Genomic DNA, 17,990 nt, shown 5'->3' on the forward strand with positions numbered 1-17,990 from the left:
TCAAAATTAGGATTTTATTGTCAATTAACCATGAAATGAAATGTGTATTATTCTTTTAAAATGAATTGTGCACCAAAGTTTGAACTAAGGTGCACAATTCTGTTTTAACAGTGTTGCTTAAATTCACTAGGACTCTCCCCAAACTGTTTTTTAAATACTGTAGAGAAATATTTTGGATCAGAATAACCACTTTCATAAGCAATTGTACTGATACTTTCATCTGATTCCATCAACATCTTCTTGGCATGATTGAGACGTTTTGTCTGAATATACTCTTTTGGAGAGAGGTCGGTAAGTGCCTTTATTTTTCGATATAAAACGGGTCTACTCATCCCAATGTCTTTACAAATTTCAGAGACATTGTAGTTAGAGTCTGTTAAGTTGGTTTCAATTAACTGTTTGAATTCAGTGAGGAATTTACTGTCAATTGTTTCTTCTACCACCGGCTGTACTTTGGTCGGTTCATCTTCATGAATTTGCTTTCTGTACAACTGACTTAGGGCCTTTCTATTTTCAATCAAACTGATGATTCTATATTTCAGCATTCTGATGTCAAAAGGCTTGATTACATAGTGGTCTGCTCCGTGCATATAGCCTTCCGCTTTGTACATAGAGGCGTTGAGTGCTGTCAGCATAATGATCGGAAGGTGGGAAGTGGCCACATTACTTTTGATTTGATTACAAAGCTCATAACCATTCATGACAGGCATCATGACATCAGAGAGTACAAGGTGGAAATCCTTCTCCAATAAAGCATCAAAACATTCTTTGCCATTTTCAAAAACTTCGACTTCGAAACTGTCAGAAAGGGAGGTTTTAATAAATGCTCTCAACTCTTCATTATCTTCCGCCACCGCAATTCGATAATCGTACTTTTCCTTATCTTTCTCCACAAACTCATCACCATAATGTGATATTTCTTGAGGAACGGCATCATTTCTAATACCTTTTACTTTCAGTGGAAGCTCTAAGAAGAAAGTGGTTTGTTTGTTTTCTTCGCTTTCAAAAAAGAGTTTACCGTTCATCATGGAAGTGTACTTATAAGAAAGGACCAAACCGATTCCGCTCCCAATTTTCTTATTCTTAATGACGTTTTCAGCTCTGTAGAAACGCTTGAAAATGTGTTTTTGATTCCCTTTCGGAATTCCTAAACCATGATCAGTAATGGTGAACTTGATTTGATCCTCCACTTTTTTAATATCAATAAAGATTTTGTCATTCTCTTTAGAGTATTTGATAGCATTGGAAACCAGGTTATAGATGATTTTTTCAATCTTATCAAAATCTAATTCCACCATGATTTGTTCTTTGGAGGAATCGATCTGTACTTCAATATTTTTCTTCTGTAATAGTGGATCAAAATCACGGATCAGCACTTTGATGAGGTGTACAAAATCAAACTCTTTGACCACCAATTCTTCATTGACTTGATTGATACGTTCATAATCCAATAACTGCGTGATACGTTTATTCAGTCTTGTCAAATTGCTTCGGATCATACCGATTAATCTTGTTGCTGAGGCGTCCAAATCGGTATCTTCTTCTAGTTTTTGAAGTGGACCTTGTATCAATGTGAGTGGCGTTCTTAGCTCATGAGCTATCTCTGCAAAAACAGTATTTCGCGCCTGCAAGTGCTTTTGTTGAATATAATCGGCATAAGATTTATAAATCAACCAAAGTAAAATCAGAGCACCAATAGTATACAAAACCTTCGCCCAAACGGTAGCCCAGATTGGGGGAGCAACGGAAATTTTTAAACTTCTTTCCACTTCTTCTCTTGTATTTCTACCAGAATACATTTTGATTTTTAGTACATAACTACCATAAGGGAGGTTTTGGTAATTGATGTCTTGTAGTGTACTTTTCTTACTAAAGTTGTTTTCATACCCTTCTAGTTTCCAACTAAAAAAGTTGGGGTCACCTCTGTATTCAGGGGAGATGACATTCAAAGAAAAACCACGGTCTGGGTGGTCAAGAATAACTTCTTTTACTAGGTTGATGTCTTTGTCCAGTATTTTAGAATTGAGTGCTGTAATCTTCTTTCCATCTACTGTAAAATGGTTGAAAGTGATTTTTGGAGCAGTGGTAATGTTGTCCTCAAAATGAAGAGGGAATTGATAAAAACCATCGTATGATCCTAGAATGATATGATTGTTATTTAGAATAGAGGCTCCTTGATGGGATTCAAATTTCTGAAGCGGTTCGTGGATATCTGCAATTTTCCCTTTGTTGTAGTGGAAAGTAAACAACCCATTGTCACCAATAATCACATATTTATTCAGATCTGTTTTTAAGATCTGTTTGATGCGTCTAGGTAATAAATTCTTTTGATTGTCTTGGATTGGAGAAATGCTTTTTTTGATTACATCAAAAATCAGTACTCCTTTAGATTCTGTCCCCAACATAAAATTTTTCTCGTCAATCGGCATAATCGCACTGACAGACAGATCTGAGGATTTTATAATCAGTTTTGGTTGCTCTTGATCTATTTCATGAATGCCATCATGGTTAGCAGCATACATTTTCCCTTGCTGAGGACTGTAATAAATATAGGAGGTACTGCTTAGTGGATATTTACTAAACAATTGATCATTGATATTCATCTCAAAAACAGTCCCTTTTACCAATCTAAACCACAATTTATCTCCGTAAAGCTCTAGTTGAAGAATAAATTTGCAATTGTAGTATTGATCTTTCACTTGGAAATTTTTGATCGATTTCAACACTTTAAAGTTTTTACCATCCAAGTAAAATAAACCAAAACCATAGCTTGAAACCCAGAAATTGTGATGCCTGTCTTCTACAATATTATTGATAACAAAACTCTCATTGCGATCAAATTTTTGAATAAAATGATTGGGTCTTAAATATCTTTTTTTGCCGTTTTTATCTTTGATAACCATCCCTTTGTTCGTTCCCAACAAGATTCTTTTCTTAGAATCTTTAAAAGAACTGTAGCCATGATCGGCAATCATATTGGGATCAGGATCGGTATTGATTTTTCTTAAATAAGGTTTGTGAGGGTTGTGCAAGAAAAGCCCTTTTCCGTAAGTAGCAATCCATAGCCGTTGGTGCTGATCAACTGTCAAGCTGTTAATTGGTAAGCCATTAATGCCTTTTAAATTATTACCGCTGACTTCATGGCCGTCATGATCAAAAACCATAATACCATGCCCATCTGTCCCTGCAATAATTTTATTTTTGTAAGTACTGAATTTACTGATTTTATAATCTACATTTTGCTTGATATGCTGAATTTTATTGTCTTTGATCAAGTAAATTCCTCTATTGTAAGTACCTACCCATACCGCATTGTCAGAACTTTTATAAAGACATGTAATACCTGCACCTTTTAAGTTGATACCATAAAGCTGAAACTCTTTGACTTCTCCTTTTTTGATAATTTGAAGACCATTAGGGCTGGCGATCAAAAGTCCTTGTGCACCGTAAGGAGTGGTGGCTGTAATTCTTTTTTTGATAAATATCTTCTTGAAGGCATCTTTTTTAGGATCCCATCGAACGAGCATTTTCCAAGAAAGAAAATAATAAAACCCGTTGTGTTCAGTGATGGATGTAAAAGCTCTTTTGTTATTGATGCCTTGAATTTCAAAAGGTTCAAAAGCGTCAACTGTAGGGTTGTAGGTGTAGAGTCCAAATTGACAATAGACCCATAATTTTTTGAGTTGATCGATGTAAAGCCCTGAGTTGTTTTTGTAGAAAATAATATCTTCTCCTGCAGGGTTTTTTATTGTATAATTTTTAAAGTTTTTCCCATCAAAACGTTGAATACCATTGGGTGATATGACCCATGTAAAGTCATCTTCATCATTGGCAATATCATAGACAATATGACTACTTAATCCATCTTGAACATTATAGTTGTCAAAAAGTAAGTTTTCATCCCATTGTGCCAATGCAATAAAAGAATTGATAAAAAGGATAAAAGAAATAAGTAATGTTCTCTTCAAATTCATACTCGAAATGATGTAAAAATTAATGGAGTAAGTGACCAACAAGTATTTAATCTAGGTTAGTAAAGTTAGTATTTAAGTAAAAGGAATCAACGAATCGGTTGATTTAATTGCAACTAACACCATTTTCTATAGTGTTAAGCGATAGTGATACTTTATTTCGAAATCAGGAGACTAAGTACATTGTAAACTAAATTATCATCAACCTTTCTGCAAGCATTTATAGGATCTACTTTCAAGCTTCCTTCTTCTTCATTTTTCCATTGATGAAAAACGAAGCAAAAAATCTAGGCTTAGAAGTCAAAAGCTAAATTTCATTCCTCTCGCCTAAATGATTTTAAACTCGCTGCGCTCAGACAACAAAATCATTTTTAACGGCTCAATTCATGAAATTCTTCACGCTTTTCCCTTCAAGGCCGAGGGAAGTACTACCTAACGAATTGTGTAGAAAGACCACTGGCGCGAATGTTAAGCGATAGTGTCATTCGTGTCCTTCAGATCATTAGAAATCTCCTGATTTCTAAACAATACAAATAACGTAAACTAAGTTTTCGTTAACTTTTAATCAAGTTTTCTACAAACATTTATAAGCTCTACTTTCAAGCTTCTTTCTTCTTCATTTTTCCATTGATGAAAAACGAAGCAAAAAATCTAGGCTTAGAAGTCAAAAGCTAAATTTCATTCCTCTCGCCTAAATGATTTTAAACTCGCTGCGCTCAGACAACAAAATCATTTTTAACGGCTCAATTCATGAAATTCTTCACGCTTTTCCCTTCAAGGCCGAGGGAAGTACTACCTAACGAATTGTGTAGAAAGACCACTGGCGCGAATGTTAAGCGATAGTGTCATTCGTGTCCTTCAGATCATTAGAAATCTCCTGATTTCTAAACAATACAAATAACGTAAACTAAGTTTTCGTTAACTTTTAATCAAGTTTTCTACAAACATTTATAAGCTCTACTTTCAAGCTTCTTTCTTCTTCATTTTTCCATTGATGAAAAACGAAGCAAAAAATCTAGGCTTAGAAGTCAAAAGCTAAATTTCATTCCTCTCGCCTAAATGATTTTAAACTCGCTTTGCTCAAACCAAAAAATCATTTTTAACGGCTCAATTCATGAAATTCTTCACGCTTTTCCCTTCAAGGCCGAAGGAGGTACTACCTAACGAATGGAGTAGAAAGACCACTGGCGCGAATGTTAAGCGATAGCGTCATTCGTGTCCTTCAGGTCATCAGAAATCTCCTGATTTCTAAATGGTACAAATAACGTAAACTAAGTTTTCGTTAACTTTTAATCAATTATTCCGCAGGCTTTTATGTCCTACTTTCAAACTTCCTTCTTCTTCATTTTTCCATTGATGAAAAACGAAGCAAAAAATCTAGGCTTAGAAGTCAAAAGCTAAATTTCATTCCTCTCGCCTAAATGATTTTAAACTCGCTTTGCTCAAACCAAAAAATCATTTTTAACGGCTCACTTCATGAAATTTTTAATGCTTTTCCCTTCAGGCCGAAGGAAGTACTACCTAACGAATGGAGTAGAAAGACCACTGGCGCGAATGTTAAGCGATAGCGTCATTCGTGTCCTTCAGATCATCAGAAATCTTCTGATTTCTAAATGCCATAAATATTCGAAAACTTAGTTTATTAAGTACTAGAAAAAGATAAGGGAAGAAGGAAGATGTAAGGTGGTCCAATCGGCATAAAAACCATACTGTGGACCACAACCCGAACTATTTTTCTTCCTTCTTCCTTCTTAACTCTTAACTCTTCATTCTACCACTGCATCATACTTTGTATAAGCCGTAACAACAATATTGTTGAAACCGAAAGTATGACCTGTTTTGAAGCTGTCAGGGATTTCAGTCATGTCTTTGTGTGCCAACCAAGCAATATTTACTCTGTTATTCACAAGATATTTTGTATCAATCTCCAAGACACCCGATGACACATACGGCCCATTATCAATGTCAGTACCTACTCTTGAGATGTTGGCATTCGTGTCTTTTTCCCATACAAAATCATGAATAGCATCACTACCATCATAATCTGCATTATAATTGACCGTGAAATAGTCTTCAGTATATTCATCTGTATCTTTTAAGTCTTTGTTGACACCGTTATCAAAAGAAACAGTGGCTCTACGGATATTGTCTACAGCATAACTTACAGCGATATAAGACCACCTTGTATAGTCACCTGACCAAATATTGGCTTGTGCTCTACAATACGATCTTGAAGCTGTAGTGTTCCAGCTAGCACCGCTTCTCTCATTATCATTGAGGACTACTTGCTGACGGATATAATCTATTCTCAATGCATCACTTGTCATATCATCTTCCAAAAGAATTTGTGCTTTTGTTTCGATAACAATCTGTGTGAGTGCAGTTAGAGGAGTGTCTCCATGACTTGGTGTGTTGACATTGATATCAATACTGTAAGTTGCATCCGTAAAGTTTTGCTCTTCCGCAATTGTAATAGAACCTGTTTCAGGATCGAAAGTCATGCCTTCAGGTAATGCCGTTGTAAGTGTAACGACTGCATTTCTTGGAAGTGAATATAATTCAGGAGTGAAGGTGTAGCCAGTCCAAGGTGAAAGTGTTACTTTATTTTCAGCATAAGAGATTTCAGGGCTAATTTGTGCCACAATCTCAATAGTAACCGCTTCCTCGAAAGTGAAAGTCTGACCGTCTAACGTAGCGATGACATCAACTTTATAGACTCCCACTGTATTATTGTGATTTTCTGGTAAAGTAATGACAGCATTTTCATCAATTGCGAGGTTACTTAGTGTAAGATTATCTTGTACTTGCACTTCATAAGTAGCACCGTCTAAGAATTCTCTTACTGTTGGTATAGCTTGAATGCTGTAATCACCTTGAATCTTAAAGAAGTTAGGTTGATATACTAATTCAGGCGCACCGTAGATTTTTACTTTAGCAACTTCACTCAACGTAGTTTCACCACCTTCTGTCAAAACTTTTACAGCAATATCATATTCACCAGCTTCCATAAAGTCCACTTTAGAGATATGTCCAGTGGCTTCATCAATTGATAGGCCTTTGGAAGCATTGACTAACTCATAAGAGATCGCAGTATTTCCTTCCCCAAAGAAAGCACTGTCTAAATGAAGTACTTCACCTTCAAAATATCTTTCATAAGAAGGTGTAGGTGACGAATAAAACACTTCGCCCGTCACTGGAGTGATACCCATTGACCAAGCTTTTTCGTGAACTGTTTTTCCACTTACCGTAAAAGTGGCAATGTTGGCGTGGTATATTGCTTCTTGATCTAAAAGTGAAGCATCTCTTACACTGATTACTCCTGTTTTTTTGTCAATAAATACATTACTGATTTGTGAGCTATCACCTTTGTCATTAAAAAACTCTTCAATGGCAAAAGAAACGCCATACTTGTTTTCAAAAATAGGCTCTGGAGAAATCATGTCTTCTAAGGGATAGAAAACACTGGCATCATAGTGAACAGAATCTAGGTATTCGGTTTCAATGGTTCTAAGAGGATCTTGTTTTTCACAACCTATGATTACGAAAAACAGACTTATGAATGTAAAATATAGAAGTTGTTTCATTTCAATAATATTTTAAAAGCTGTTGCACATTTTAAATCAGTAAAACAGCTTAGTTCGTGAGATCAGTGAGCTTTACTTTGATATCGTTTTGGCTTTCTTCCGCTTGGAATAAGTTAGAGTAGGTTTTACCATTTTGAGTGATCGTCACCCTGTAAGTTCCTTTAAAACCCCTGAAAGCTACTTTTCCTTTTTTGTCGGCTTTTGCTTCTAAAGAAGTTGACCATTCTTCAAGTTTTTTTGCCCATACTTTAGCTTCTATTCTTGGGTTGGCATCAAGGTCAAAAAATGCTTTTCGGTTTTCACCAAAAGGGGTCCAAACATAAAAACCTTCCACTTGAGGATGAGAGAAGTATACCGTCATTGCTTCATCAGTAATTTGTGCTCTATCAGCCTCCGTAAATTTCTGATAAGGAGAATCCACAATTTCAAACTCAGTTCCCAACATTGGCAACCCAAAAGAAGCGAACTTTTCTAGTCTAGCATATAAATCTTCTGGTTTGATGTGTTGCTTCATTCTCGATTGAAAACCCAAAGCTTCTAAAGGAGCGTTGGCAGCGAGTATATCTTCAATCACTTTGTAATGGAATTGAATGTTTTTATCCGCTACTTTATAAGGAGCAGAGATGACTTTATTTTCATTCAAATAGAATTTTACCTGCTTATTTTTTCTTACTTTATCAGCATATTCAAACCAGTACGCCCATGAGTTTTGCTTTGTCAAATCTTGTACGACATGACATTCTCTTGGTTCATTCAAAACATCCCATTCCACTACATCGTACTCTGATAAACCATATTTCACATAGTTTTCTAATTGATGAATTAATTCTGCAGTATCCGTTGCATTGACGTATTGCTGAATGTCTTTCGGCATGTTTTTCGTTTTTTCCCACACCAATGCATGACCTCTCAGCGGAATATTATTTTCTTTTAAGAAAGGCGTGATTTGTTGATGACGCTTATCGTAAAGTCTTTTATGCTTGATTTTGAAAGCATTTTCATACCCAGCATTTTCAAACAAAGTAAGGAAGGTTTTTTGGTATATTTCTTTTTTCTCTGAAGTGAATAAATTCGTATTGATCACACCCCCAAAGCGGAATTGATGCCTTACTTGTTCAATCTTCACTTTCCCATTAAAAGGTTTTCCTTTTTTATCTAAAACGGTCAGTTTCACATCTCCTTTTCGGTGCTTTTCAATTCTTGCTTCCGCAGCAGTTTTCCAATCAGTCTTAGTACCATTTATAGCACCAAAACTATGTGATTGGTAGGTTCTGTCATTTCTGAAAAACTCCATGAACAACGCTCTCATTTCATTGAGTTGCTTTTGATACGCTTTGTCTTTTGCAAGGTTTCTCGTCTCTAAAGGGTCCGCTTTGTAATCGTACAATTCCTCTGCTTTTAGCGTACATCCTTCTAGTGTTTTCTTTAATCTTGGAGTACCATCATACCAAGCCGTATATCTGATATTTCCTGATTTTAAAGAGTAGCCGTTGATTTTTCCTCTTGCAATTTGAGTCATCGCATATTTTTTGATCGTCTTCTCACTTCCGTTTAGAAGAGGTCTCAAACTTTTACCAGACAATCCTTCAGTTGGAACAGGAAGTCCAGCCATATCCGCCAAAGTAGGGTAGATGTCTACAAACTCAGTGACACTACTTACTCGCTTCACTGTTTTTTGAGAAGGGTCTACAATAATCATCGGCGATCGAGTCGCTTGCTCAAAGTTAGAGTGCTTGTTCCATAATAAGTGATCTCCCAAGTGCCAACCGTGATCACCCCAAAGAATAATGATGGTGTTTTGATCCAGTTTATTCTCTTCCAATTGAGTAATTAATCGACCTACCAAAGCATCTACATAAGAGGTAGCCGCATAGTAACCGTGAATCAATTGACGCTGCCCTTTTTCTGAAATTTTGACTACCCCATCTGCTTCACTGATGTCTAAACCTTCCGTTTTATACCCTTGCAATTCGCTTGAATTATGATACGCTTTCTCATAACCACCTTCCACTTTTTGTTGGAATTTGGCTAAAGGAACCTCATTTTCATTATACAAATCCCAGTATTTTGTAGGAGCTGCAAAAGGTAAGTGAGGGCGTTTGTATCCTACTGCTAAAAAGAAAGGTTGATCTTGCTTGGCCAATGCTTTGATGTACGCTTCCCCTTGTTTTGTGATGGCTCCATCGATATAAGCATCATCAGAAACATCTGCTTTTTCGAAAGCAGGTTTGAAACGCTGTTGTACCCACTTATTGATTTTTTTCTTTTCAATACCTTTTGCCTCCGCTTCTTTTCTTAGTGCTCTTACCTTTTTTACATTTTCAGGATTTTGATAATAAGAAAGGGCAGGGGCTTGCTTTCCTTCAGGGTATCTTAATTGATTTGGAAGCGTGTATTCTGTCCATGATTGTTGATCTTGTTGCTTATCTACACTTCTTGGATCATAGATTTTACCCACGCCATAGGTCAAATAACCGTTGTTTTTGAAGTATTGCGGTAATGTCACCACATCGGGACGTTGCTTTCTAATTTTTGTTTTCAGGTCCCAAACCTTTACGATATCTGGTCTTAAACCGGTCAATAAACTGGCTCTTGAAGGACCACAAACGGCTTGCTGACAGTGGTTGTTTAAAAATACCGTTCCTTTATCCGCCAATCGATCCATATTGGGTGTTTTGGCATAGTCATCTCCAAAGGCACCGATAGTGGGTTTCAAATCATCGATAGCGATAAAAAGAACATTTTTTTTGTCCTGACTGTACCCCGTGGAGAGTACAGTCAGAAGAAGTATGTTTAAAAGAATCTTTTTCATGTTAATTGTGGCTTAATAGCCAGGGTTTTGGTCGTCAGCATTAATTTTTAAGTTGGTGTTGATTTCAGCCATTGGAATCGGAAGCAACATCGCCTTTTCAGGGTTTTCATACAGAAGGTCAAATTCTTGAAAGCCGTCTTCTGCAATTCTGTTGTTGTGTACATCAATCACCTCAGTTTTGAAGTAGTCCAAACCTCTTCGTCTGTTTCTATACCAAGCACCACCTTCACCTAATAGTTCATATTGATACTCTCTCATGATTCTGCTTCTAAATTCATCTTGTGATAATCCGCTCCAATTTTCAGGAGCAACGCCATCACCGCCCGCAGAGTTTCTTGCTCTTGAAATTACCTCATTGACATAAACTTCAGCAGCGGCAGGGCCATCTACTTCATTCGTGATTTCAGCCAGCATCAATAACAATTCAGCATAACGCATCACCACAAAGTTGGCATCTGAATAAGGTGTTGGTGTTTGAGGGTCTGTAATCCAATGTTTGGCTACAAACGGGAATGCTTTACTTTTAGAAGTACGGTCTACCATAGGGTAAATTTTCTGTTCACCTGCTTCGCTGCCATCTGCATTGTATTTGGTGTAATTGTACATGATAGTGGCTTCAAAACGAGGGTCATTCGGGTATTGGTTTTGATGGTAATCAATCAATTCTGGATTTAACAGAATTCTACCCCACGATTGCCCAATGAATGCATTACTCGGCGTATGTAAACGGATGACATTTCCGCTATTGGCTTGATTGTATTGAATCTCAAAAATAGCCTCCGAGTTGTTATTTCTACTGCCAGATTCCCACAAAGAATTAAAATCACTCACCAACGTATATTTTCCATAGACTTTCAATGCTTCATCCTTTGCCATTGCCCAATAGGGTGAACCACTGGTTTCATTACCTGCCAGCGTCATGTACACTTGAGCTAAAAGCATGTTTGCCGCTTCTTTAGCAGGTCTACCGATGGTTTGCACACCGTTTTCATACAGGTGCTCTTCCGCAATTTTCAAGTCTTCAATAATTACATTGTAAATACTGTCAGTTGCCACTCTTGGTGCATGCAATGTCTCACTGTCCACACCTTGAAGTCTCAATGGTACATCACCGTAAAGTCTTACCAAATTGAAATACACTAGTGCTCTTAAAAAGTGGGTTTGCCCTAATTCATTCAATACCGCCTCAGAAGGTTCTGGTTGAAACTCTTTGATGCCTTGAATGGTTGAATTGGCTCTATTGATAGAGGTGTACGAAGCCTTCCAAACGTTTTCTACAAAAGTAAGATTTGGAAGTGGATTGAGTGAAGCAATACCGTTCTGATCTTGATTTCTACTGGACTGAAACATACCGGAGTGGAAGTTGGTCAGTTGTATTAAATCAGAACTGTAATAAGTAAAACCGGCAAGAGAAGAGTAGATACCATTCACTGCTGTTTTTACACCTTCATCTGTGATAAAAAGGTTTTCATCACTCAAAAAAGGAGGGTCTTCTTTATAACAACTTGAGGTTGCAATAAGTAAGGAGGCCAAGAATAGGATTAATCTATTTTTCATAAGAATTGATTTAGAAAGTGACATTAAGACCTAATGAAAATGATCTGGCGTTAGGGAATGAATTCCAGTCAACGCCCATGATGCTTCCATCGCCCATGAATGTTGTCAATTCAGGATCATAACCAGAGTAATTGGTCAGCGTAAATAAGTTTCTTCCCGCAAAGAAGACATTCATACGTTCAATAGTTCCTGAGTTGAGTGGAATATCATACCCAATAGTAAGGTTGGCTAACCTAACGTAGCTTCCGTCTTCCACAATTCGGTCTGTAAATACCGTAGGGTCATTGTGCCCTAGCCTTGGTGAAGTGGCATTGGTGTCGCCAGGTCTCCATGCATTATAAAACGCTTCAGGTCTTACATTTTTGTTGGTTTGATAGGCATCTGTTTCAATCAGAAGGTTACCATTGACAATGTCGTTTCCGTAGGCACCCGTAAACAAGGCACTCACCGTGAGGTTTTTGTAAGTAACTTTTGTATTGAAACCAAAAGTGAAGGTAGGATTAGGATCACCGATAACAGTCATGTCGTTAGTATCAATATTTCCGTCTCCATTTTGATCAACAAAGGCGATATCACCAGCTTCGGGTGTATTACCATTGACGGTAGGTCCATTGGCTGCAGCTTCTTCCGTTTGGTAAATACCATTGGTTTTATAGCCCCAGAATACACCAACCGGTTGTCCTTGCATAAAGATGTTTGCAGGTTGCTTGAAGTAGGTTCCCGATGAAATGTTATTGCCTAAGTAATACGAAGCCATTTGTTCTTGGCCATCGATATAGACAGGTGCTTCAGGGATGCCTAGCTCTAAAACTTTTGTTCTCACGAAGGAAATATTACCACCTACAGTGATTGTCCAGTCTTTCTTGGCATAAGCCACAGTCTCCAACATCAAATCGATCCCTTTATTTTCAATCGAACCTCTGTTGGTCAAATAAGCTGTAAAACCCGTTGAAGGTGGAATTTGCACTTGCTGTAATAAATCATCTGTTGTTTTGTAATACGCATCAATTGATCCATAGATTTTTCCACCTAAGAAACCAAAGTCCAAACCGACGTTGGATTGTTGTGTTGTTTCCCATCTCAGTTCAGGGTTGGCAATGTTGTTCGGTCCGGCACCAATAAGGATATTATTATTGTAATCGGTATAATAAACAATGCCGTAATTGTTGAAAGTTTGATAAGGAGTGATTCCCTGATTACCTGTTAAGCCCCAAGAACCTCTTAATTTAAGATTAGAAACAATGTCACTTGATTTCAAGAAGCTCTCTTCAGAAATATGCCATGCAGCGGCAGCAGAAGGGAAGTAACCAAATTGATTTTTTTCCTTGAATTTTGAAGAACCATCGGCTCTCATCGTAGCAGTCAGCGTATATTTATTATCATACGTATACGTGAATCTTCCCAAACCTGAAAGCAATTGTTCAGTGCTTGTCAACTCAGTATAAGGTCTTACGATGGTCTGTCCCAAATGAGGAGCTCTTGCCTTTAAGGAATGAACAGGGAAATTCTCTGACTCTGAATTACTTTGCGTACTTGATATTCCATCTACAACGAAGCCAATTACGGCATCAATTCTATGTTTCTTATTGAATTTTTTATTGAACATCAATAGATTATCAATAGTATAAGAGTAGCGGTTTAAGCCAGAAATACCTAATGCTCCGTTGGTTTGACTACCTTTCTGCGTATTTTTTCCATACCAGATCGAACGGTCTTTACTTCTAAAATTCGTACCAGCTCTGACTTGGTATTTGAAGTGTTTGCTGAATGAATAGGTAGCGTTTAAAGAAGCAAATAATTTTAATTCATTGGTCAAATCTTCATAGTCTTGAATAAATGAAAGTGGACTTGATAAACCGATGTCTGAGATTGAAGCATCATTTTCATAAATCGGTTGAAAGTTGACGACTGACTTTGAGAAAGAACGGCTACTTCCACCTTTTGAGCCACTTTGAGCAAACTGTCCTTGTGAGTAGAAAGCGGACATTCTAGCATCCACTTTTAATTTATTGGTAAGATTACTCTGAAGGTTCATTCTCAGGTCACCACTTTTCATATTGGAGTTTTCCACAATTCCGTTCAAATCATTAAACCCGCCAGAGATGTAGTATTTCGTTTTGTCAGTACCGCCCGAAGCCGAAATTTGTCCCATTGTACTTACACCAGGCTGATAGATTTCATCTTGCCAATTGACTTGTGTTAGAGGAGTAGGATTTATATTTCCATTTTCGAGAGCATAAATGTTGCCTCCTTCCAAATGATATTTTGGTTGCAGCCCTTTTAGAATCGCAACTTCATTGGTCATTTGTGCATAAGTGGGCGCATCGAGTAATTGAATCTTTTTGGAAATTGTTGAAACTTCAGAACTGACAAATGCGTTGATTTTGGCAGCTCCTTTACTTCCTTTTTTAGTTGTAATTAATACGACGCCGTTAGCACCTCTTGAACCATAAATAGCCGTTGCCGATGCATCTTTCAACACTTCAATCGATTCAATATCTCTAGGGTTGATGCCCGCCAAACCGTTTTGCACGCCTTGATCCTCATTGCCATCCTGGAAAGCATTATTAGTATCTTCACCAGCAGAACTGATCACAATACCATCTACAATGTAAAGCGGTTCGTTGTTACCACGAAGGGAATTCACCCCTCTAATTTTCACACTGATTCCACCTCCTGGTTGACCAATGTTGTTTGTTACCTGCACGCCTGCCATTCTACCTTGAAGCAAACCGTCTACACTTTGATACTGTCTTACCACGTCATCAGATTCCTTCAATTGGGATACAGCACCTGTAAGGTCACTGGCATTTTGACTACCATAACCTACTACCACGATTTCATCGAGTAATTCTAAATCTTCTTTAAGTGTCACATCGAGATTGTGGAGAGAGGTATCAAATGGGTTGACTTCAATTCTTTGCGTTTTCATTCCAATAAACGAGAAAACCAATGTCGTTTCCTTTTCTAATTGGATTTTAAACTTGCCGTTAAAATCAGTTTTTGCTCCTTTTCTTGTTTCTCTATCATATACATTCACTCCGGGTAAAGTAATACCATTTTCATCTTTTACTATACCTTCTACAGTATAGTTTTCTTGATTTTGTGCAAAAGAGAAGTTGATAGTATAAAGAAACAAAATCAGAGTTGAGAGTATAAATTTATACTGCTTCATATTCGTATTTGTTTTACAGTAGACCTTTAAGAAAAGTACTACTGAGAGTATCTTTAGTTATAAAAAAAATAGTTATCAGATCGTGCTGATAAAATGTAGTATAGTATGAGTTTAGCGTTTGAACTCATCCATTATAAGCGATCATTTCATTCCATTTCGTAGTATCTTTTCATTCCAAAATTACTGTTTTTTAATTAAACTTTATTAATCCATTGTGTTAATGTTCTACTGCAATGATATAAAGTGTACTTCAAACGCTAGTATGATGAATAGTTCCCGGAGGTTTGAAAATAGTTCAATGTTAAAAAATCGACTTAAAACCATCTAAATCAGTGTTTATTGTTATTTATGTACATTTCTTAAACCTATCTCATAGAACTCTTTTCAGAGTATTAAGAATTATTTCTGAACCTCCTTATAAAGAATAATCAAGAGCTTTGTGAACATGAATTATTATTTTTTTGGTGAGACTATGAGAAGATTAATGAGTGGTATCATCATTCTAGCAATGGCATATGGCATGATGTCGTGTGAGACAAGAGCTAGTAATGATCAACCGATTTACAAAAACAGTGAAGCAACTGTTGAAGATAGGATAGCAGACTTGATGTCTAAAATGACATTAGAGGAAAAAGTGGCTCAGATGGCACAATATGTTGGTTTAGAACATATGAAAAAGGCAGAGGAAGACCTGTCGCCAGAAGAGTTGCATAATAATGATGCATTAGGTTTTTATCCTGGTTTGCATTCTTCGGATATTGCAAAAATGACCGAAGAAGGTAAAATAGGTTCTTTTTTACATGTAATCTCTGCAAAGGAGGCCAATCACCTTCAAGGTTTAGCAATGAAATCTCGTTTACAGATTCCTTTATTAATAGGTATCGACGCGATTCATGGTAATGGCTTAAATTATGGGGCAACGATCTACCCTACGCCAATTGGTTTGGCCAGTACATTTGATGAGGAATTATCATACAGAGTAGGTAAAGAAACGGCAAAAGAAATGAGAGCAACGGGTTCTCATTGGGCATTTACACCGAATATTGACATTGCAAGAGATGCTCGTTGGGGGCGTGTAGGTGAAACATTTGGCGAAGATCCTTACCTAGTAGGTAATATGGGTGTGGAAATGATCAAAGGTTTCCAGCAAGGTGATTTTACAGGTGATGAAAAAGTAATAGCTTGTGCAAAACATCTTATCGGTGGTGGTGAACCACTGAACGGTACAAATGCTTCTCCATTAGACCTTTCTATGCGATCTATCCGTGAAGTGCATTTACCTCCTTACAGAAGAGCAGTACAAGAAGCGAATGTGTTCTCTATTATGACAGCACATAACGAAGTGAATGGCATTCCTTGTCACTCCAGCAAAGAGTTTATGACAGACATTGTGAGAAAGGAATATGGGTTTGAAGGTTTTTATGTATCAGATTGGATGGACATTGAGCGTATTCATACGTTACATGGTCAAGCAGAGAGTTTAGATGACGCTTTCCGTATGTCAGTGAACAATGGTATGGACATGCACATGCACGGTCCTAAGTTTACGGAATCAATTGTTGAAGCTGTAAAAAAAGGAATTGTACCTGAAGAAAGAGTAAATGATGCTTGTGCAATGATTTTAGAAGTGAAATTCCGTTTAGGGCTTTTTGAAAATCCTTATGTATTAGAAGAGAAGGCAGAAGAGGTAGTTTTCAATCAAGAACACCAAGCAACAGCTTTAGAGATTGCAAGAAAGTCGATTGTATTATTAAAGAACGATGGTATTTTACCTTTACCGAAAAACAAATACAAGAAAGTATTTATTACTGGACCAAATGCTAACAACGAAACAATTTTGGGTGACTGGCACTGGTATCAGCCTGAAGATAGAATCATAACGGTGAAAGAAGGTTTGGAAGCAGTAGCAAAAGACAAAGGTTTTGAGTTGGATTATTATAACAGTGGTGAAATCATTGGTAAGACAACAGACAAAGCCATTTCTACAGCAGCATCAAAAGCTTCTAAGGCAGATATTGCCATTGTAGTAGTAGGTGAGAACTCGTTACGTTATGATTGGAAAAACAAGACGTGTGGAGAAAATACAGATAGAGCGCATATCAATCTTCCAGGTCGTCAGTTAGAATTGATCAAAGCGATCAAGAAAACGGGAACGCCAGTAGTAGCAGTATTAGTAAACGGTAGACCGATTGGTGAAGAGTGGTTAGAAGATAACATGAGTGCAGTTTTAGAGGCATGGGAACCAGGTAGTTTTGGAGGTCAGGCGATTACTGAGATCTTATTTGGTGATGTGAACCCTACAGCAAAATTACCAATCACAGTGCCTCGTACAGTTGGTCAAGTGAAACTATATTATAATCACAAGCCTTCGCATTACTTCCATAAGTATAAGTTTACGAACAAAGATCCATTATATGCGTTCGGTTTTGGTTTGTCTTATACAAAATATGAAATTAGAAATGTAGCTTTAGATAAATCAAAAATCAAAGGTGATGATACATTTACAGTGACTTGTAATGTGAAAAACGTGGGTAAAGAAGACGGTGAAGAAACGGTACAGGTATATATTAGAGATGATTATTCATCAGTTACTCGTCCGGTAAAAGAATTAAAAGCGTATAAAAAAGTAGCTTTAAAAGCAGGGGAATCAAAATCGCTATCGTTTGAATTAACGACACAAGATTTGGCTTTCTTTGATCAAAATATGGAATGGGGTGTAGAAAAAGGAGCGTTCACAATTATGGTAGGTAACTCATCAAGAGATAAAGACCTGAAGAAAGTGAAGCTTGAAGTAAGTGAAACGAAGAAGTTGAACTTAAACGATTACAAACCTAATTATCCATCGTTATAACCGTAGGGGCAGACCTATGTGTCTGCCCACCGTTCGATAA

Annotated in this window: 6 protein-coding genes; 1 reads left to right on the forward strand and 5 read right to left on the reverse strand. The window is 37.1% G+C overall.

Annotation, left to right across the window (positions count from 1 at the left end):
- Positions 1-104: 104 nt before the first annotated feature.
- The 5 genes from PL77_RS14015 to PL77_RS14035 form a co-directional block, all read right to left on the reverse strand.
- Positions 105-3,974: a helix-turn-helix domain-containing protein gene (locus PL77_RS14015; protein ID WP_044206376.1), complete on the reverse strand. Its 3,870-nt coding sequence runs from the start codon at positions 3,972-3,974 to the stop codon at positions 105-107.
- Between the two features lie 1,763 nt (positions 3,975-5,737).
- A complete protein-coding gene (locus PL77_RS14020; protein WP_044206378.1) occupies positions 5,738-7,555 on the reverse strand; it encodes a hypothetical protein in 1,818 nt (605 codons plus the stop codon).
- Positions 7,556-7,604: 49 nt separating this feature from the next.
- A complete protein-coding gene (locus tag PL77_RS30580; protein ID WP_052444409.1) occupies positions 7,605-10,367 on the reverse strand; it encodes a sulfatase-like hydrolase/transferase in 2,763 nt (920 codons plus the stop codon).
- A 12-nt stretch (positions 10,368-10,379) separates the two neighbouring features.
- Positions 10,380-11,924: a RagB/SusD family nutrient uptake outer membrane protein gene (locus PL77_RS14030; RefSeq protein WP_172665855.1), complete on the reverse strand. Its 1,545-nt coding sequence runs from the start codon at positions 11,922-11,924 to the stop codon at positions 10,380-10,382.
- 10 nt (positions 11,925-11,934) lie between these two features.
- Entirely contained in the window at positions 11,935-15,099 is a 3,165-nt protein-coding gene (locus PL77_RS14035; protein WP_052444410.1) for a TonB-dependent receptor, read from the reverse strand.
- Positions 15,100-15,544: 445 nt separating this feature from the next.
- On the opposite strand from PL77_RS14035, the gene PL77_RS14040 reads away from it, so the two are divergent.
- Entirely contained in the window at positions 15,545-17,950 is a 2,406-nt protein-coding gene (locus tag PL77_RS14040) for a glycoside hydrolase family 3 N-terminal domain-containing protein (RefSeq protein ID WP_216595903.1), read from the forward strand.
- Positions 17,951-17,990: the final 40 nt, after the last annotated feature.

This window comes from Flammeovirga sp. OC4 (genome assembly GCF_000812565.1).
In the GTDB taxonomy this organism is placed as follows: domain Bacteria; phylum Bacteroidota; class Bacteroidia; order Cytophagales; family Flammeovirgaceae; genus Flammeovirga.

Bases quoted from the DNA above. Each gene is read 5' to 3' on its own strand.
- PL77_RS14015 (WP_044206376.1), bottom strand. From the start codon at position 3,974: ATGAATTTGAAGAGAACATTACTTATTTCTTTTATCCTTTTTATCAAT.
- PL77_RS14020 (WP_044206378.1), bottom strand. From the start codon at position 7,555: ATGAAACAACTTCTATATTTTACATTCATAAGTCTGTTTTTCGTAATC.
- PL77_RS30580 (WP_052444409.1), bottom strand. From the start codon at position 10,367: ATGAAAAAGATTCTTTTAAACATACTTCTTCTGACTGTACTCTCCACG.
- PL77_RS14030 (WP_172665855.1), bottom strand. From the start codon at position 11,924: ATGAAAAATAGATTAATCCTATTCTTGGCCTCCTTACTTATTGCAACC.
- PL77_RS14035 (WP_052444410.1), bottom strand. From the start codon at position 15,099: ATGAAGCAGTATAAATTTATACTCTCAACTCTGATTTTGTTTCTTTAT.
- PL77_RS14040 (WP_216595903.1), top strand. From the start codon at position 15,545: ATGAATTATTATTTTTTTGGTGAGACTATGAGAAGATTAATGAGTGGT.